At 68.6% G+C, this 16,838-nt stretch carries 14 protein-coding genes; 10 read left to right on the forward strand and 4 right to left on the reverse strand.

Features of this window, described 5'->3' with window-relative positions:
- Nucleotides 1-2: 2 nt before the first annotated feature.
- The 9 genes from OSC27_RS00805 to OSC27_RS00845 all read left to right on the forward strand — a co-directional run bounded on the left by OSC27_RS00805 (nucleotide 3) and on the right by OSC27_RS00845 (nucleotide 10,325).
- Entirely contained in the window at nucleotides 3-1,172 is a 1,170-nt protein-coding gene (locus OSC27_RS00805; protein WP_267179516.1) for a DUF993 family protein, read from the forward strand.
- A gap of 55 nt (nucleotides 1,173-1,227) precedes the next feature.
- The gene (locus tag OSC27_RS00810) at nucleotides 1,228-2,088 is read left to right on the forward strand and encodes a sugar phosphate isomerase/epimerase family protein (protein WP_267179517.1); all 861 of its coding nucleotides are present in this window, start codon (nucleotides 1,228-1,230) and stop codon (nucleotides 2,086-2,088) included.
- A 510-nt stretch (nucleotides 2,089-2,598) separates the two neighbouring features.
- Complete coding sequence (locus tag OSC27_RS00815; RefSeq protein ID WP_267179518.1) at nucleotides 2,599-3,579, forward strand: ABC transporter substrate-binding protein; 981 nt, start codon at nucleotides 2,599-2,601, stop codon at nucleotides 3,577-3,579.
- 149 nt (nucleotides 3,580-3,728) lie between these two features.
- Nucleotides 3,729-5,273, forward strand: coding sequence for a sugar ABC transporter ATP-binding protein (locus tag OSC27_RS00820; RefSeq protein ID WP_267179519.1), 1,545 nt, complete (start codon nucleotides 3,729-3,731; stop codon nucleotides 5,271-5,273).
- Nucleotides 5,270-6,352 (forward strand): ABC transporter permease, encoded by a 1,083-nt coding sequence (locus OSC27_RS00825; protein WP_267179520.1) that lies wholly within the window; start codon nucleotides 5,270-5,272, stop codon nucleotides 6,350-6,352. Before OSC27_RS00820 ends, OSC27_RS00825 begins: the two co-directional genes overlap by 4 nt.
- Complete coding sequence (gene yjfF / locus OSC27_RS00830; protein ID WP_267179521.1) at nucleotides 6,349-7,365, forward strand: galactofuranose ABC transporter, permease protein YjfF; 1,017 nt, start codon at nucleotides 6,349-6,351, stop codon at nucleotides 7,363-7,365. The genes OSC27_RS00825 and yjfF overlap by 4 nt, the downstream gene beginning before the upstream one ends.
- Before the next feature lie 120 nt (nucleotides 7,366-7,485).
- Entirely contained in the window at nucleotides 7,486-8,499 is a 1,014-nt protein-coding gene (locus tag OSC27_RS00835; protein WP_267179522.1) for a LacI family DNA-binding transcriptional regulator, read from the forward strand.
- A 91-nt stretch (nucleotides 8,500-8,590) separates the two neighbouring features.
- A complete protein-coding gene (locus OSC27_RS00840; protein WP_267179523.1) occupies nucleotides 8,591-9,103 on the forward strand; it encodes a mycothiol transferase in 513 nt (170 codons plus the stop codon).
- A 109-nt stretch (nucleotides 9,104-9,212) separates the two neighbouring features.
- Nucleotides 9,213-10,325 (forward strand): glycerate kinase, encoded by a 1,113-nt coding sequence (locus OSC27_RS00845; RefSeq protein WP_267179524.1) that lies wholly within the window; start codon nucleotides 9,213-9,215, stop codon nucleotides 10,323-10,325.
- A 22-nt stretch (nucleotides 10,326-10,347) separates the two neighbouring features.
- Here the strand turns inward: OSC27_RS00845 and xylB are convergent, their stop codons facing one another.
- From xylB to OSC27_RS00865, 4 genes are all read right to left on the reverse strand, one after another.
- Nucleotides 10,348-11,754 carry a xylulokinase gene (xylB, locus tag OSC27_RS00850; RefSeq protein WP_267179525.1) on the reverse strand — a complete coding sequence of 469 codons (1,407 nt, stop codon included), beginning with the start codon at nucleotides 11,752-11,754 and terminating at the stop codon, nucleotides 10,348-10,350.
- A gap of 32 nt (nucleotides 11,755-11,786) precedes the next feature.
- Nucleotides 11,787-12,980 (reverse strand): xylose isomerase, encoded by a 1,194-nt coding sequence (xylA, locus tag OSC27_RS00855; protein ID WP_267179526.1) that lies wholly within the window; start codon nucleotides 12,978-12,980, stop codon nucleotides 11,787-11,789.
- Entirely contained in the window at nucleotides 12,977-14,245 is a 1,269-nt protein-coding gene (locus OSC27_RS00860; RefSeq protein ID WP_267179527.1) for an endo-1,4-beta-xylanase, read from the reverse strand. Before OSC27_RS00860 ends, xylA begins: the two co-directional genes overlap by 4 nt.
- An 88-nt stretch (nucleotides 14,246-14,333) precedes the next feature.
- On the reverse strand, nucleotides 14,334-15,365 hold the full coding sequence (locus OSC27_RS00865) for a LacI family DNA-binding transcriptional regulator (protein WP_267179528.1): 1,032 nt from the start codon (nucleotides 15,363-15,365) through the stop codon (nucleotides 14,334-14,336).
- Nucleotides 15,366-15,525: 160 nt separating this feature from the next.
- Here OSC27_RS00865 and OSC27_RS00870 point away from each other — a divergent pair, with 160 nt between their 5' ends.
- Nucleotides 15,526-16,830, forward strand: coding sequence for an ABC transporter substrate-binding protein (locus OSC27_RS00870; protein ID WP_267179529.1), 1,305 nt, complete (start codon nucleotides 15,526-15,528; stop codon nucleotides 16,828-16,830).
- The last annotated feature ends 8 nt before the right edge of the window (nucleotides 16,831-16,838 follow it).

A 16,838-nucleotide genomic window follows, 5' to 3' on the forward strand; every position in this document is an offset into this window, starting at 1 on the left:
GCATGAGTGACCTGACGCTGCTCGAGCCGGACGGCACCACCAGGACCGTGCCGCTCGGCCCCGCCCCGACCTTCACGCGACCCACCCGGCCGCTCGCCTCCCGCATCGCCTACGCCGCCGCCCACGTGATTCCGACGGCGTGGGGCGACAATACTCCTGGCGCGCCGGCCGAGATCGACTGGGATTCCACGCTCGCGTTCCGGCGCCACCTCTACTCGTGGGGGCTCGGCGTCGCCGACGCCATGGACACGGCGCAGCGCAACATGGGGCTCGACGCCGCGGCGACCCGCGAACTCATCACCCGCAGCGCCGCCGACGCCCGGCAGGTGAGCGGCCGCCTCGTTGTCGGCGTCAACACCGACCACGTCGACGATGAGGTGATCGCCCTCGACTCCGTGATCGATGCGTACGTCTCGCAGCTGCACTTCGCCGAGGATGCCGGCGCAGGGGTCGTGCTCATGGCCTCACGGCACTTGGCCAGGGCCGCCCAGTCCGCAGCCGACTACGAGCGCGTGTACGCCGCGGTGCTCGCGCGGGCGGGCGCGCCCGTCATTCTGCACTGGCTCGGCGCCGCGTTCGACCCGGTGCTCGACGGGTATTTCGGGTCACGGCGAGCGGATGCGGCATCCGACGTTCTCGTTCGTATCATCGAGGCCAACGCGGCCCATGTCAGCGGCGTGAAGATGAGCCTGCTCGACGCCGACGCGGAAGTCTCGCTGCGCTCGCGTCTGCCCGAGACGGCGCCCATGTACACCGGGGACGACTTCAACTACGTCGCTCTCATCGAGGGCACCCCTGCCCCTTCGCACACCTACTCCAACGCGCTGCTCGGGGCCTTCGCGGCGATCGCACCGAACGCCTCGGCGGCGATCCAGGCGCTCGATGAGGGCGACGCGAGTCGGTACCGCAGCATTCTCGGCCCGACCGAGGCGTTGTCTCGGCAGGTCTTCGCGGCACCGACGTTCTACTACAAGACCGGCGTGGCGTTCCTGGCGTGGCTGAACGGGCATCAGCCGTCGTTCACCATGGTCGGCGGGCTGCATGCCGCGCGCAGCCTGCCGCATCTCTCCGCGATCGTGCGGCTCGCCAACGAGTCGGGAGCGCTCGAGCGCCCCGAACTCGCCGCCGCCCGCTGGCACGGCATGCTCGCCCAAAACGGGGTCGGCGCATGAGAGCGGATGCGCGTGCCGCCTCCCGTCGCCGGCCCCTCCCGAACGGAGTCCTCTCATGAGCGCCCACCCCCGCCTCTCGCTGAACCAGGCGACGATCAAGTACGCGCCCCTGGCCGAGGCGCTGCGCGTCACTGCGGAGGCGGGCATCGGCGCGATCGGCCTGTGGCGCGAGCCCGTCGCCGAGGTCGGCCTCGCCGAGGCCGCGCGCATGGTCACCGACTCGGGGCTGCGGGTCTCGAGCCTGTGTCGCGGCGGGTTCTTCACGATGGCGGCGGGCGCAGAGCGGCGCGCCAGCATCGATGACAACCGGCGCGCGATCGACGAGACGGCTGCCCTCGCCGCTGCCGGCGCCGCGGGCTCGGCGGCCGTGCTCGTGCTCGTGGCCGGGGGGCTTCCCGCCGGCGATCGCGACCTGGTCGGCGCCCGGCAGCGCGTGGCCGACGCGATCGGCGAGCTGGCACCCTCCGCAGCCGCCGCCGGTGTGACGCTCGCCATCGAGGCTCTGCACCCGATCTTCGCGGCCGACCGCGCCGTGATCTCGACGCTCGGGGAGGCGCTCGACATCGCCGAGCAGTTCGACGCGGCATCCGTCGGGGTCGTCGTCGACACCTATCACGTGTGGTGGGATCCACAGCTGCTCGAGCAGGTTGCGCGCGCGGGCAATGGCGGCCGCATCGCGAGCTACCAGGTCTGCGACTGGATCACGCCGCTGCCCGCCGACTCCCTGCTCGGCCGCGGCATGATGGGCGACGGCCACATCGACTTCGGCCCGCTCACGCGAGCAGTGACGGATGCCGGCTACACCGGCGACGTCGAGGTGGAGATCTTCAACCAGCAGATCTGGGATGCGGCCGCCGCCGAGATCGCAGCCCTGACAGTGCGCCGCTTCGGCGCGCAGGTGGCCCCGCACCTGTGACGAGCGGGTGGCCACGCGCCAGTGACGAGCGGGTGGCCACGCAGCTGTGACGAGCGGGTGGCCACGCGCCAGTGACGAGCAAGTGGTCCCGCAGCTGTGCGAGCGGCGCACTGCCGCGATTCCGCGTTGCCGCCGCTCCACGACGCCCGCCGCCCGCGAACGAAAACGACGGTGATTCTGCACGTTTCGGCTCGATCCGTGCTCTCTGGGGCCCGAATTGACAGAATGACCGTCGTTTTCGTTCGCGCGGCTTCCGCTCGCGGCACCCGCGACATGATTCATCGCGACCATTGCTGCCGTTAGCGCTCACATTTCGAAGCCGGTGCAACTCGGGACGGCCCTCGTGCAAGAGCGAAGCGTCTCTGCCTCCGTTACCAGAATGTGATGATTGACCATTGTGGCTCGAGAAATGTGAGCGCTAACATTCTGGGAACGAGAGAGCGGATGCACCGCTCCCCGGGGCGGGCGAATTCACCCGTGCCGCCCCAGCTGAACAAGGAGGTTTGGTCGATGAAGAAGATTCTCGGAATGGCGGCGGCAGGCGCCCTGCTCTTCGCCCTCGCGGGCTGCACCGCATCCGGCGGCGCAAGCGCCGACGGTCCGAAAGATACGAAGGACCTCGTGGTCGGCTTCGCCCAGGTCGGTGCGGAGAGCGGCTGGCGCACGGCAAACACCAAAGACATCCAGAGCTCGTTCAAGGAGGCGGGCATCACCCTCAAGTTCTCCGACGCGCAGCAGAAGCAGGAGAACCAGATCAAGGCGATCCGCTCCTACATTCAGCAGAAGGTCGACGTCATTGCCTTCTCGCCCGTTGTCGAATCCGGCTGGGACACCGTGCTCAAGGAGGCGAAGAACGCGGGCATTCCCGTCGTTCTCACCGACCGCGCAGTGGACTCGAAAGACACCTCGCTCTACGAGACCTTCCTCGGCAGCGACTTCGTGACCGAGGGCAAGAAGGCCGGCGAGTGGGCTCTCAACGAGTTCAAGGATGCGAGCGGCACCGTGCCGATCATCCAGCTCGAGGGCACGACCGGTTCCGCGCCGGCGATCGACCGTACCAAGGGATTCGCCGACGCGATCGCCGCCAACCCGAACCTGAAGATCGTGGCGAGCCAGACGGGCGACTTCACGCGCTCGGGCGGCAAGCAGGTCATGGAGGCGCTGCTCAAGGCGCACCCCGACGTCAAGCTGCTGTGGGCCCAGAACGATGACATGGGTCTCGGCGCGATCGAGGCCATCGAGGCCGCGGGCAAGGTTCCGGGCAAGGACATCAAGATCATCACCGCAGACGCCACGCACGACGGCATGCAGGCCGCCGCAGATGGCAAGATCAACTTCATCGTTGAGTGCAACCCCCTCATGGGCAAGCAGCTCATCGAGATCGTGAAGAAGATCAACAAGGGTGAGGATGTTCCCAAGCGCATCGTCACCGACGAGACGACCTTCACATCCGCACAGGCGAAGGAAGCCCTCCCCAGCCGCAAGTACTGAACAGGGGTCGCGCGCCGCACAGCCATCAAGCGGATGGCCGGCACGCGAGCCCAGGACCGGTGACCGGCCGGCGGCCTTCGGGCCGGCGGCCGGTCACCGCATCCGATTCATGCTGACGCAACTCAACGAAGAGAAGGCAGGTACAGAACATGAGCGAGCCGGCGCCCGTCGTTCAGATGAGGGGAATCTCGATCGCATTCCCGGGGGTGAAGGCGCTCGACGGCGTCGATTTTCGCATGTTCGCCGGTGAGGTGCATTCGCTCATGGGCGAGAACGGCGCCGGCAAGTCGACCCTCATCAAGGCGCTCACCGGAGTATACGAGGTCGACACAGGCAGCATCGTGCTCGATGGCCGGCCGCTGTCGGTGAACGGCCCGGCCCAGGCGCAGGAGGCGGGCATCAGCACCGTCTACCAAGAGGTCAATCTGCTGTCGAACCTCACGGTCGCCGAGAACATTCTGCTCGGGCGTGAGCCGCGCAAGCGCGGCGTCATCGACTGGAAGGCGATGAGGGCGCGCGCATCCGACCTGCTCTCGGGCCTCAATCTCGACATCGACCCCGCGTCACTGCTCGGCGAGCACTCGCTCGCGGTTCAGCAGCTTGTCGCCATCGCGCGCGCCATTGACGTGCAGGCCAAGGTGCTCATTCTCGATGAGCCGACGTCGAGTCTGGATGCCGACGAGGTTGCCGAGCTGTTCCGCGTGATCCGCGGGCTCAAGCAGCGCGGGGTGGCGATTCTGTTCGTCTCGCACTTTCTCGAGCAGGTCTACGAGATCTCGGATCGCCTCACGGTTCTGCGCAACGGCCGGTTCGTGGGGGAATACCTGACCGACGAGATTCTGCGCATCGAGCTCGTGCACAAGATGATCGGGAAAGAGGTGGCGGTGCTCGAGGGCCTCGACCATAAGACGCACGCCAGCGCCAGCGCCAGCGCCAGCGCGGGCGACGGCGACGGCGAGAGCAAGCCTCTCATTCAGGCGATCGGCCTCGGGAGCCGGGGCAGCATCGCGCCATTCGACCTTGACGTCTACGAGGGTGAGGTGGTCGGCCTCGCGGGGCTGCTCGGTTCCGGGCGCACCGAGCTGGCGAGGCTGCTTTCCGGCGTCGACCACGCCGACAGCGGCGAGCTGAGCATCGACGGCGTCGCCGCCCGGTTGCGCACCCCGCGGGCCGCACTGCGCAAACGCATCACGTACTCCTCTGAGAACCGCCGTTCCGAGGGGATCGTCGAAGATCTTACGGTGCGCGACAACATCGTGCTCGCGCTGCAGGCGGACCGCGGCTGGTTCAGGCGCATCCCGAAGAAGAGGCAGGATGAGCTGGCCGCCAGCTACATTCAGGCGCTCAATATTCGGCCGCCCGACCCGGACGCGCTGATTCGAAACCTGAGTGGTGGCAACCAGCAGAAGGTGCTGCTCGCGCGGTGGCTGGCCGTGGCTCCGCGCCTGCTCATTCTCGATGAGCCGACGCGCGGCATCGACGTGGGTGCGAAGGCCGAGATCCAGAAGCTGGTGGCCGAGCTCGCCGACAACGGCATGAGTGTCATCTTCATCTCGGCTGAACTCGAAGAGGTGCTGCGGCTCAGCCATCGCATCGCTGTCATGCGGGATCGGGAGAAGATCGCAGACATTGCGAACGACGACGTGAGCGTCGGCCAGGTCATGACCCTGATCGCGAGTGGGGCAGAGGAATGAGGAACATCGTCAGGCACCGGCTCTTCTGGCCCGTCGTCACGCTCGCCGCACTGCTCGCGCTCAACGTGATCGTCGAGCACGACTTCTTCGCCATCCGGCTGCAGGACGGCCACCTGTTCGGCAGCGTGATCGACATTCTGCGCAACGGCGCCCCCACGCTGCTCGTCGCCCTCGGCATGACCCTGGTCATCGCCACGCGAGGCATCGACCTCTCGGTCGGCGCCATCGTGGCCATCTGCGGCGCGCTGGCGTGTTCGATGATCGCCGCGTCGCCGACGCCCGGCAGTGTCGGCACTGTGCTCATCGCGGTCGGCGCCGCCCTCGTGCTGGCGATCGTGCTCGGGCTCTGGAACGGCCTGCTCGTCTCCGTGCTCGGCATTCAGCCGATCATCGCAACACTCATTCTCATGACCGCCGGCCGTGGTCTCGCCATGCTCATCACCGAGGGCCAGATCATCACCGTCTCGAGCGCGCCCTACAAGGTGATCGGCGGCGGCTACTGGCTCACGATGCCGGCCTCCATCCTCATCGCCGGCGTCATGTTCGCCCTCACCGCCCTGCTCACGCGCAAGACGGCGCTCGGCATCCTCATCGAGTCTGTCGGCATCAACCCCGAGGCGAGCCGGCTGGCCGGTGTGCGCTCGCGCAGCATCCTCTGGACCGTCTACATCTTCAGCGCCTTCTGCGCTGGAGTCGCCGGTCTCATGATCTCGTCGAACGTGACCGCCGCTGACGCCAACAACGCGGGGTTGTGGATCGAGCTTGACGCCATTCTCGCCGTCGTGCTCGGCGGCACCTCGCTCGCTGGCGGTCGCTACTCGCTCATCGGCACGCTCATCGGCGCATTCGTGATTCAGACGCTCACCACCACGGTGTACACGGTGGGCATCGCGCCCGAGATCACGCTCGTATTCAAGGCGCTTGTCGTCATCGCGGTGTGCCTGCTGCAGTCGCCGGCCATGCAGGCCAGGGTGCGCAACGCCAGACGGCGGCGAGCGCTTCAGAAACAGGGCACGGATGCCGCGGGCGCGCCCGCGGTCTCGCCCGCATCCCTCACGAACGAAGGAGCCGCATCATGAGCTCTCAGGCCGCCTCTCCTGTCTCCCGGGCGGATGAGCGCTTCCGCGCGCTACGCAGGTTGATACCCGGCTCACGCTACGTGTCGGTTCTCGTGACGCTCGGGCTGCTGATCGCCATGTTCATCGCGGGTTCGGCCAGGTACCGCGGCTTCGCGTCCGGCCAGGTCGTGCTCAACCTGTTCGTCGACAACGCGTTCCTCATCGTGCTCGCCGTCGGCACGACCTTCGTGATAGTCACGGGCGGCATCGACCTCTCGATCGGCTCGGTCGTGGCACTGTCGACCATGATCGCCGCGTCGCTGCTGCGGGCGGGGTGGCCGCCGCTCGTCGTGATCGCGATCGTGCTGCTGGCCGGGTCGACCCTGGGCCTGCTGGTGGGCCTCGTCATCCACTACTTCGACATTCAACCGTTCATCGCCACGCTGGCGGCCATGTTCTTCGCGCGCGGGCTCTGCTATGTGATCAGCCTCGACGCCATCTCCATCAGCGACCCGTTCTTCGTGGCCATGGCGCAGACGCGAATCCCGGTGGGCGGCGGCATGCAGATCACCCCGAGCGTGATCATCGCGGTGCTTGCGGTGATCGTGGCCTTCGTCGTGCTGCATTACACGCGGATGGGCCGCACCGTGTACGCCATCGGCAACGGCGGCCAGTCCGCCATGCTCATGGGTCTGCCGGTGACGCGCACGAAGATCCTGGTGTACGTGATCAGCGGGTTCTGCGCGGCGCTCGGCGGCGTGCTCTTCACCTTCTACACGCTCTCGGGCTACAGCCTGACGGCGGTGGGAATGGAGCTGGACGCCATCGCCGCGGTCGTGATCGGTGGCACGATTCTCACGGGCGGCTCCGGGTACGTGCTCGGGTCGGTGCTCGGCGTTCTCGTGCTCGGGCTGATCCAGACGATCATCAGCTTCGAGGGCACGCTCAGTTCCTGGTGGACCAAGATCGTCATCGGCGCACTCCTGCTGATCTTCGTGGTGCTGCAGCGGCTCTTCATCGCGCGGCGCCGATGAGCGCGAGGCGCCCAATGCCCCGAGACGCGAGCGGGTGCGCGTGGAAGCGACGGCATAATTGAAGACGCGACGGCCAGCGGGTGCATCAGCGTGCTGCGGCGGGAGAACACGGCGGAATTCGTGAGCACAGACGAGCAGAAGGCCCGGGCGGCGACCATCTTCGATGTCGCGCGGCTCGCGGGGGTCTCGCACCAGACGGTGTCGCGCGTGCTCAACGACCTGCCGAATGTGCGGCCGTCGACCAAGCAGCGCGTCGAGAACGCCATCCGTCAGCTGCGCTATCGCCCGTCGACTGCGGCACGGGCGCTCGTCACCCGTCGTTCGCGCACCATCGGGCTGATCATGACCGGCGCGCCGGACTTCGGGCCGTCGAGCACCGTGCTCGGCTTCAACGAGGCGGCGCGGGCAGAGCGCTACGCGGTGAGCATGGCGAGCATGCTCGAATCCGACCCGGAATCGGTAACGGCCGCGGCCGAGCTTCTGCTGCGGCAGAACGTCGAGGCGATCGTGCTCGTCGCGGCGCACCGCACGGCGCTTGAGGCCATCAATCACCTGGAACTGGGCGTTCCGCTGCTGGCCGTGGAGGCCGGGGTTCCGCGTGCCGCTCACACGGTGTCCATCGACCACTACGGCGGGGCACGGGCCGCCGTCGACCATCTCGTCGGCCTTGGGCATCGCGCCGTGCTGCACATCGCCGGCCCTGCGCATTCGATCGACGCGACCGAGAGGGTACGCGGATGGCGCGACGCCCTCTCCCAGCACGGTCTCGTGGCGCGCGAACCTCTCTTCGGTGACTGGTCGCCCGCGAGCGGCTATCGGTTCGGCCTCGAGCTCGGCCGCTCGAGAGACTTCACGGCGGTGTTCGTGGGCAACGACCAGATGGCGCTCGGCGTGATCCACGGCCTGACCGCGGGCGGCGTTCGAGTGCCAGACGACGTGAGCATCGTGGGCTTCGACGACATCCCGGAGGCCGCGCACTTCGCACCGCCGTTGACGACCATGCGCCAGGACTTCGCCGGGCTCGGCCGCGAGATCATGGCGAGCCTGCTCGCGATCCTCGGCGGGGATGACCCGGCGCCGCGCCCCCCGGTCGTGCCGCAGCTCGTGGTGCGGGAGTCGACCCGCCCGGTGTGAGGTGTCGGCGTGGAGTGCCGCCGGCGTCGAGTGCGCTCCCGGCCCTGTGTCGCCTGTCGGGACTAGCCTGACGGCAATCGAAAGGAGCGAGATGACTCACACAGACCTTCTCGTCGACGCGTTCGGGCGCGTCGAGCACGGGGTACACGCGGTTCTCGATGGCGCGAGCGACGAGGTGCTTACGTACCGGGCCGATCCCGACGCGAATACGATCGCCTGGCTGGTGTGGCACATCGCCCGCGTGCAGGACGCGCAGCTGGCCCCGCTCGCCGGCCGAGACGAGAGCTGGAGCTCGAACGGCTGGTACGACCGTTTCGAGGTTCCGTTCGACGCGTCGGCGTCGGGCTACGGCCAGAGTTCAGCGGATGTCGCGGCGATCACCGCCGACGCCGACCTGCTGCGCGGCTACTTCGACGACGTGCAGCGCTCGACCGTCGAATACGTGCGTTCGCTGACCGACGCCGACCTCGAGCGCGTCGTCGACACCAACTGGAACCCTCCGGTCACGCTCGGGGTGCGGCTCATCAGCACCGTAGCCGACGACCTGCAGCACGTGGGGCAGGCCGCGTACGTGAAGGGGCTCGCGACGCGCGCCGGCGTGTGAGCGGGCAGGCTCTCGGTCCCGCGCGGCGGGTGTGAGCCGGCGGACTCTCGGCCCCGAGCGGCGCACGTCAGCCGGCAGACGCTCGGCGCCGCGCGGCGCATCCGCAAGAATGGAGCACGTGCGCATCCTCATCGCCCCAGACTCTTTCAAAGGATCGGCCACGGCGACCGAGGTGGCACAGGCCATCGCGGCGGGCTGGGGCCTAGCGCGACCGCATGACGACGTGCGGCTCATGCCAATGGCAGACGGGGGCGAAGGCACGCTCGACGCGTTCGAGGTCGCCGTGCCGGCGGCACGCCGCATCCGTGTGACTGTGCAGGGGCCAGACGAGCGCCCGGTCGAGGCAAGCTGGCTGCTGCTGCCGCCGAGCCCGGAGGCACCCGCGGGCACGGGCGTCGTCGAGCTCGCGTGCACCAGCGGCATCACGCTGCTCGACCCGCTGCGCCCGCTGACGGCGCACACGTTCGGTTTCGGCCAGGCCATCGCGAGCGCGCTCGACCACGGTGTCTCGCGGCTGCTTCTGGCACTCGGCGGCAGCGCGTCGACCGACGGCGGCGCCGGTGCCCTTACGGCGCTCGGGGCGCGACTGCTCGACGAGAACGGCAGACAGCTCGCTTTCGGGGGCGCCGCGCTGAACGACGTGGCGCGCGTCGACACCGCGGGTCTGCGCCCGCTGCCGCCATCCGGGGCGCTGATTCTCAGTGATGTGACGAACCCGCTGCTCGGTCCGCTCGGCGCGGCCGCGGTCTTCGGGCCGCAGAAGGGCGCGGATGCCGCCGAGCTCGCCCTGCTCGAAAGCGGACTCGCGCGTCTTGCCGCCCTGATGCCCGCCGACTCCGCGACGCCGGGCGCCGGAGCGGCGGGCGGCACCGGGTTCGGCCTGCTCGCGTGGGGTGCACGGCTGGCGCCCGGTTCCGCCGCGGTGGGCGACGCCCTCGGCCTGCCCGCCGCCGCAGCAGGCGCCGACGTGCTCGTCACGGGCGAGGGTCGCTTCGACGCGCAGTCAGCGGCAGGCAAGGTGCCGGCCTATGCGAGCGCGCTCGCGAAGGCGTCGGGCGCGCGCGCCATGCTCGTCGCCGGTGGCATCGAGGCGCCGACCGACGACTTCGCGGCGGCCGTCTCGCTCGTCGAGCTCGCCGGTGGCCTTGAGGCCGCCCTCGCCGAGCCCGTGCGCTGGCTGCGCGAAGCCGGCACGTCGCTCGCCTCGTCCCTGGTCGAGTAGCGAAGAACGCGCGATAACGGCGCTATTCGACGAGCGACGCGTAGCGCGCGTACTGCTCGCGGATGATCGCACGGTGGTCCGGCTCGGGTTCCGCACTGATCGTCACCGACCAGCGTGGCCGGGTTCCGCTCAGCGCCCACGCGGCCTGGACCGCGGCGCCGTCGGCAACGTACTCGCCGGGCGCGGGCACGACCACGGGTGCGTCGAAGACCTGCGCCGCGATCTGTGCGACGGCCGGGTTCTGGGCGGCACCGCCGATGAGAAGCAGTCGCTTCTCGCGCACGCCCACACCGCGCACGGCGTCGAGACCCGCGGCCAGGCCGCACAGCATGCCTTCGATGGCGGCGCGCGCGATGTTCGCGCGCGTGTTCGACGCCAGCGTCAGGCCGTGAAAGCTCGCCGTCGCGGCAGGCAGGTTGGGCGTGCGCTCGCCCTCGAAGTACGGCACAAGAACCACACCGCCCGCGCCGGCCTCTGCCGAGAGCGCGAGGGAAGCGAGCCCGTCGTGGTCCACGCCGAGCACGGCGGCGACCGAGCCGAGCACACGCGCGGCGTTCAGGGTCGCCACCAGCGGAAGGAAGGCGCCCGAGGCATCCGCGAACCCGGCGACGGTGCCGCTGGGGTCGTGAGCGGCCTCGTCCGTCACCGCGAAGACCGTGCCGCTCGTGCCGATCGAGACGATCACGTCGCCCGGCGCCGCGCCGAGGCCGAGGGCCGCACCCGCGTTGTCGCCCGCGCCCGGGCCCACGACGATGCCATCCGGCGTCACGCCCGCACGCTCGCCGGGGCCGAGCACGCGCGGCAGGATCGCGTCGTGGCCGAGCGCGCGAACGAACAGCTCGCGGTCGTAACCGTCGTCTGCGGGGTTCCAATATGAGGTGCCGCTCGCATCCGACCGATCGGTCACCAGCTCGCCGAGCTGCGGGCCGAGCGGACTCTCGCCCTCGGGCCCGAACCCGCGCAGCCGCCACGTCAGCCAGTCGTGCGGCAGCGCGACGGCCGCGACCCGCGCCGCGTTCTCCGGCTCCGCGTCGCGCAGCCAGCGCAGTTTGGTGGCGGTGAAGGATGCCACGGGCACCGTGCCCGTGCGCCTCGCGTACTCGTCGCGGCCCACCTCGTCGATCAGGTCGCTCGCGGCCTGGGCGCTGCGCGTGTCGTTCCACAGCAGGGCGTCGCGAATCACCCGCCCGTCCGAATCCAGCACCACCATGCCGTGCTGCTGCCCCGCGACCGAGATCGCCTCGACGCCGTCGAGCCCACCGGCATCCGCTATGGCCGTCAGCAGAGCGCCCCACCACGCGTCGGGGTCGACCGACGTGCCATCGGGGTGGGATGCGCGGCCCTCGCGCACGAGTGCGCCGGTGGCCGCGTCACGAATGACGACCTTGCAGCTCTGGGTCGACGAGTCGACCCCAGCGACGAATGCCATGGTGGCTCCTGAGTTGTGCGCGGCGTGGACGGTCAGCCGCGGGCGCCGAGCAGGTGCTCGAGGGCCAGCTGCTGCAGGCGCACGAAGCCGAAGCCCTTGCCGCCGAAGTACGCCTCGGTGTCGAACTCTTCGAAAGCCGAACGGTCGGCGATGAGGTCGTCGTACGACTCGCCTTCGCCGAGCGTCGGCACCGACAGCTGCGCGACGCGCGAGGCCTCGAGCGCCTCCTGCACCTCCGGGTCGGCACGGAACGCGGCCGCCCGCTCCTTCAGCAGCAGGTAGGTGCGCATGTTGGCCGCGGCCGAGTCCCAGACCCCCGTGATGTCTTCGGTGCGCGACGGCTTGTAGTCGAAGTGGCGCGGGCCGTCGTACGAGGGGCCGCCGTTCGCCCCGCCGTTCTCGAGCAGGTCGACGAGCGCGAACGCGTTCTGCAGGTCGCCGTGCCCGAACACGAGGTCCTGGTCGTACTTGATGCCGCGCTGGCCATTGAGGTCGATGTGGAACAGCTTGCCCTGGTACAGCGCCTGCGCGATGCCGGCGGCGAAGTTCAGGCCGGCCATCTGCTCGTGACCCACCTCGGGGTTCACGCCGACGAGCTCGGGGCGCTCCAGCGTCTCGATGAACGCGAGCGCGTGACCGAGCGTGGGCAGCAGGATGTCGCCGCGGGGCTCGTTCGGCTTCGGCTCGATCGCGAAGCGGATGTCGTAGCCCTTATCCGTCACATAGTCACCGAGCAGGTTGACGGCCTCGCGGTAGCGCTCGAGCGCGGCACGGATGTCCTTGGCCGAGTCGTACTCTGCGCCCTCGCGCCCGCCCCACATGACGAGCGTCTTGGCGCCAAGCTCGACGCCGAGCTCGATCTGGCGAATGACCTTGCGCAGCGCGAAGCGGCGCACGTCGCGGTCGTTCGAGGTGAAGCCGCCGTCCTTGAAGACCGGCGCGCTGAACAGGTTGGTGGTGACCATCGGAATGATGATGCCGGTGTCGGCCAGCGCCTGCTTGAGACGGTCGATCTGCTTCTGCCGCTCGGCGTCGGTCGAGCCGAACGCGAACAGGTCGTCGTCGTGGAACGTCAGGCCGTATGCGCCGAGCTCCGCGAGCTTGTGCACCGCCTCGACCACGTCGAGCTGCGGACGGGTGGGCCCGCCGAACGGGTCGGTGCCGTTGTATCCGATGGTCCAGAGGCCGAAGGAGAACTTGTCGGCCTTGGTGGGGGTGGGGGTCATGTGATCAGCCCTTCAGCGTCTCGTTTGGATGGATGAGGTGTGTGTTGCGTGTCGGAACGAAGAGAAAAGTGAGCGGATGCTGCCCCAGCGCGCAACTCATAGTCGCCCTCGAAGCCGGTCACCGTGACGCGCCCGTGCGCATCCGTGACGACGGTCGTCGGCGCAAGCCACCACTCGTCCTTCACCAGCCTACGCAGCGCTTCGTAGGACGGCTTGGGCGTTCCGTCGGAGCGCACGAGGCCGATCGGCGCGCCGAGCCAGGCGCCCGCGTCGGTGATGCCCCAATACGTGATGGCCTCGACGGCGGGGTGCGAGACGAGCGAGCGGTAGTGCCGCTCGAGCTCATCGGCCTGCCTGGCCTCGCCCTCGGGCGTGGATGGCCACTCGGTGACCTGGTAGTCGTTGAGGTCGACGATGTCGCGCGGCATCACGTCGCCCGAGACGAGCGAGGTCTCGGTCAGGTGCAGCGGCAGACCGTAGCGGGCGAACCGGTCCACCATGGCGAGCATCTTCTCTTCGCCCCAGTAGCCCTGATGCATGTGCGTCTGCAGGCCGAGCGCATCGATGCGGATGCCGGCCTCGAGCACGCCCTCGATGAGGCACTCGTACGCGCTCGAGAGGTCGAAGTCGTTCAGCAGCAGCGTGGCGCGCGGGTTTGCGGCGCGAGCCTCCTCGAAGGCGAGGCGGATCATGGGGATGCGCCCCTTCGCCCGGGCGAGCGGCGTGATGCCGTTGTCGCCGTTCGCGAACACCGGCATAATGACGACCTCGTTGATGGCATCCCACGTGTCGATGAGAGAGGCGAAGTCGGCCACGTCACGGCGGATGCGCTCGCGCTGCAGGCGCTCGACCTCGTCGAGCGGCAGGCCGAGAAGCCAGTCGGGCTGCACCGTGTGCCACACGAGCGGGTGGCCCTTCAGGGCGACGCCGCGATCGCGGAAGAAGCGGGCCGTCTGCTGCAGCCGCGCGGTGTCGGGCCTGCCGCGCTCTGGCTCGAAGCGGCCCCAGTAGAAGGGCAGGGTGGCGGTGTTGAAGACATCGACGAACAGGTCGGCGAGCTGCTCGGTGCCGATCTCGTCCGGCTCACCGTTTGCGAGCGGGATGAAGTCGAAGCCGATGTTGCCGAAGCAGAAGGCGTGGCGTGTCTGGGCCACGACGAGTTCGGCGCCCGGCAGCGGGCGACCGGCGGCATCCGTGACCGTCAGCGTGCTCTCGTGCAGGCGGTGAGCGGGCGCCCGGAGAGAGGAGACGGAGGCAGCGTGCATCGGTGCAGTTCGCTTTCGAATGATGCGAGAAATGTTGTTTGACCAAACATATCAGGATGCGCGACGGGCGCAAGCGCCCCTCGCGGCCTCAGGCCGCAGGGGCAGCGGCGGTGCTCGCCCGCACCACGAGCTTCGCGGGCAGCTGCACGTGGTTCGGCACATCGTGACCGTCGAGCAGTTGCACCAGCATCTGCAGCGCCTGGGCCCCGAGGTCGTGCAGCGGCTGCGCCATGGTGGTCAACGGCGGCGTCGCGCTCGCCGCTTCGGGAATGTCGTCGAAGCCGATGACAGAGAGGTCCTCGGGCACGCGCAGCCCGAGCTCGGCGGCGACCTTCAGCACGCCGAGCGCCGACATGTCGTTCGCGGCGAAGACGGCGGTCGGCCGGTCGGCCCTAGTGAGCAACTCGCGCGCCGCATCAGAGGTGAGCGCGGCCTTGTAGCCGCCGTCGCGTACGAGCTCGGGGTCGAAGGCGATGCCGGCCTCGGCAAGAGACTGGCGGTACCCCTCCTCGCGCAATTGTGCGGATGCGAGGTCGCCACGGCCGCGGATATGAGCGATGCGACGATGGCCGAGCTCGATGAGATGCCGCGTCGCCGATCGTGCGCCGCCCACGCTGTCGGAGTCGATCGTCGACGGTCCGCCCGGGCCGGTGTGCGGGTCGATCGCCACGACGGGAATGGAGGTCGTGGGCATGAGCACCGTGGGCGTCACGATGATGGCGCCGTCGATGAGGGTGCCGGCCAGGCGCGAGAGGGATCGGCGCTCCCAGCCCGTCGGGCTGCCATCCGTCACCAGCCCCGAATACGCGAGAACCTCGTATCCCGTGCCCGCGGCGGCGGCCGAGACGCCCTTGAGCAGTTCGACCGAGAACGACTCGAACTCGGCCACGAGAATGCCGATGACATTCGTCTGCCTGCGACGCAAACTGCTCGCCACCAGCGACGTCTCATAGCCGAGCTCCTCGACCACTTCGAGCACGCGCTTGGAGGTCGCGGCGGCGACGCCGTAGCGGCCGTTCACCACCTTCGAGACCGTGGGAACTGAGACTCCCGCGGCTCGCGCGACGTCGGTGATCGTCACTCGCCCCAGCAGGGGAGAGGGCTCGACGTCGGTGCTCATAGTGCTTACAGTACAGCCAGCGCGGCCCGGATCGACGCGAAAAGGAGACGTTTCGAAAACGTTATCGATATCGATTGACAAATCGCGGATGCCGGTGCGATGCTCTATTCGCGGCAGAGGCGCTGCCGGTGTCACCAATCACTACCAAGGAGTTTCCACAATGAAGAGGAAAATTCGAGTCGCGGGCATTATCGCGCTCGCCGCGAGCACCGCGATGCTCGCCTCTGCCTGCACGAGCGGAGGCGACAACGGCGGGTCGGCAGACAGTGGCAAGAAGGTCACGATGAGCTTCTGGCACAACTCGACCACCGGGCCAGGCAAGGCATTCTGGGCGAAGACGGTCAAAGACTTCGAGGCCTCGCACAAGAACGTCACCATCAAGATCCAGACCATTCAGAACGAAGACCTCGACGGCAAGCTGCAGACCGCGATGAACTCGGGCAACGCTCCCGACATCTTCCTGCAGCGTGGTGGCGGCAAGATGGCCGCAATGGTCGACGCGGGCCAGGTGCTCGACATCACCGACCACATCAGTGCCGATACGAAGGCCGCCGTCGGCGACGGGGCGTTCAAGGGTGAGTCGTACAAGGGCAAGATCTACGCGATGCCCGTCGACGTGCTGCCCGAGGGCATCTACTACAGCCAGGACCTCTTCAAGGCGGCCGGCATCGACACGCCACCCGCCTCGATGGACGAGCTGAACTCGGCAGTGTCGAAGCTCAAGTCGAGCGGCGTCGCACCCATCGCCGTGGGCGCGAAGGATGCCTGGCCTGCCGCGCACTGGTACTACAACTTCGCGCTGCGCGAGTGCAGCGAGCAGACGCTGTCGAAGACGGCGGAGACGCTGAAGTTCGACGACCCGTGCTGGATCAAGGCGGGCAAGGATCTGGAGGCGTTCAAGCAGACAAACCCGTTCAACGACGGCTTCCTCACGACTGCCGCCCAGCAGGGCGCGGGCAGCTCCGCTGGCCTCGTGGCCAACCACAAGGCCGCCATGGAGCTCATGGGCGCATGGGACCCGGGAGTGATCGCGTCGCTGACGCCGGACAAGAAGCCGCTTCCCGACCTCGGCTGGTTCCCGTTCCCGGCCATCTCGGGCGGTGAGGGCGCCCCCGGCTCCATGATGGGCGGCATCGACGGGTACTCGTGTTCCGCTAAGGCGCCGGTGAAGGAATGCACCGAGTTCCTGAACTACATCACGAAGAAGGACGTGCAGGAGGCCTACTACAAGGCGTTCAACGCGATCCCCGTGAACAAGGACGCGCAGGGCGTCATCACGGAGCCGTACCTCAAGTCGGTCCTCGAGGCCTTCAACAAGGCGCCCTTCGTGTCGCAGTACCTTGACACCCTCTACGGGCAGAACGTCGGCAACGCGCTCAACACTGCCGTCGTCGACCTGCTGGCCGGCAAGGGCTCCCCCGAGGGAATCATCAAGGCGGTCGACGAGGCCGCGGCCAAGGGATAGTCAGACAA

This window comes from Microbacterium sp. STN6 (assembly GCF_026410545.1).
Taxonomy (GTDB): domain Bacteria; phylum Actinomycetota; class Actinomycetes; order Actinomycetales; family Microbacteriaceae; genus Root112D2.

What these genes read in the sequence shown, in the direction of transcription:
- OSC27_RS00805 (WP_267179516.1), top strand. Translation starts at nt 3, where the DNA reads ATGAGTGACCTGACGCTGCTCGAGCCGGACGGCACCACCAGGACCGTG.
- OSC27_RS00810 (WP_267179517.1), top strand. Translation starts at nt 1,228, where the DNA reads ATGAGCGCCCACCCCCGCCTCTCGCTGAACCAGGCGACGATCAAGTAC.
- OSC27_RS00815 (WP_267179518.1), top strand. Translation starts at nt 2,599, where the DNA reads ATGAAGAAGATTCTCGGAATGGCGGCGGCAGGCGCCCTGCTCTTCGCC.
- OSC27_RS00820 (WP_267179519.1), top strand. Translation starts at nt 3,729, where the DNA reads ATGAGCGAGCCGGCGCCCGTCGTTCAGATGAGGGGAATCTCGATCGCA.
- OSC27_RS00825 (WP_267179520.1), top strand. Translation starts at nt 5,270, where the DNA reads ATGAGGAACATCGTCAGGCACCGGCTCTTCTGGCCCGTCGTCACGCTC.
- yjfF (WP_267179521.1), top strand. Translation starts at nt 6,349, where the DNA reads ATGAGCTCTCAGGCCGCCTCTCCTGTCTCCCGGGCGGATGAGCGCTTC.
- OSC27_RS00840 (WP_267179523.1), top strand. Translation starts at nt 8,591, where the DNA reads ATGACTCACACAGACCTTCTCGTCGACGCGTTCGGGCGCGTCGAGCAC.
- OSC27_RS00845 (WP_267179524.1), top strand. Translation starts at nt 9,213, where the DNA reads ATGGAGCACGTGCGCATCCTCATCGCCCCAGACTCTTTCAAAGGATCG.
- xylB (WP_267179525.1), bottom strand. Translation starts at nt 11,754, where the DNA reads ATGGCATTCGTCGCTGGGGTCGACTCGTCGACCCAGAGCTGCAAGGTC.
- xylA (WP_267179526.1), bottom strand. Translation starts at nt 12,980, where the DNA reads ATGACCCCCACCCCCACCAAGGCCGACAAGTTCTCCTTCGGCCTCTGG.
- OSC27_RS00860 (WP_267179527.1), bottom strand. Translation starts at nt 14,245, where the DNA reads ATGCACGCTGCCTCCGTCTCCTCTCTCCGGGCGCCCGCTCACCGCCTG.
- OSC27_RS00865 (WP_267179528.1), bottom strand. Translation starts at nt 15,365, where the DNA reads ATGAGCACCGACGTCGAGCCCTCTCCCCTGCTGGGGCGAGTGACGATC.
- OSC27_RS00870 (WP_267179529.1), top strand. Translation starts at nt 15,526, where the DNA reads ATGAAGAGGAAAATTCGAGTCGCGGGCATTATCGCGCTCGCCGCGAGC.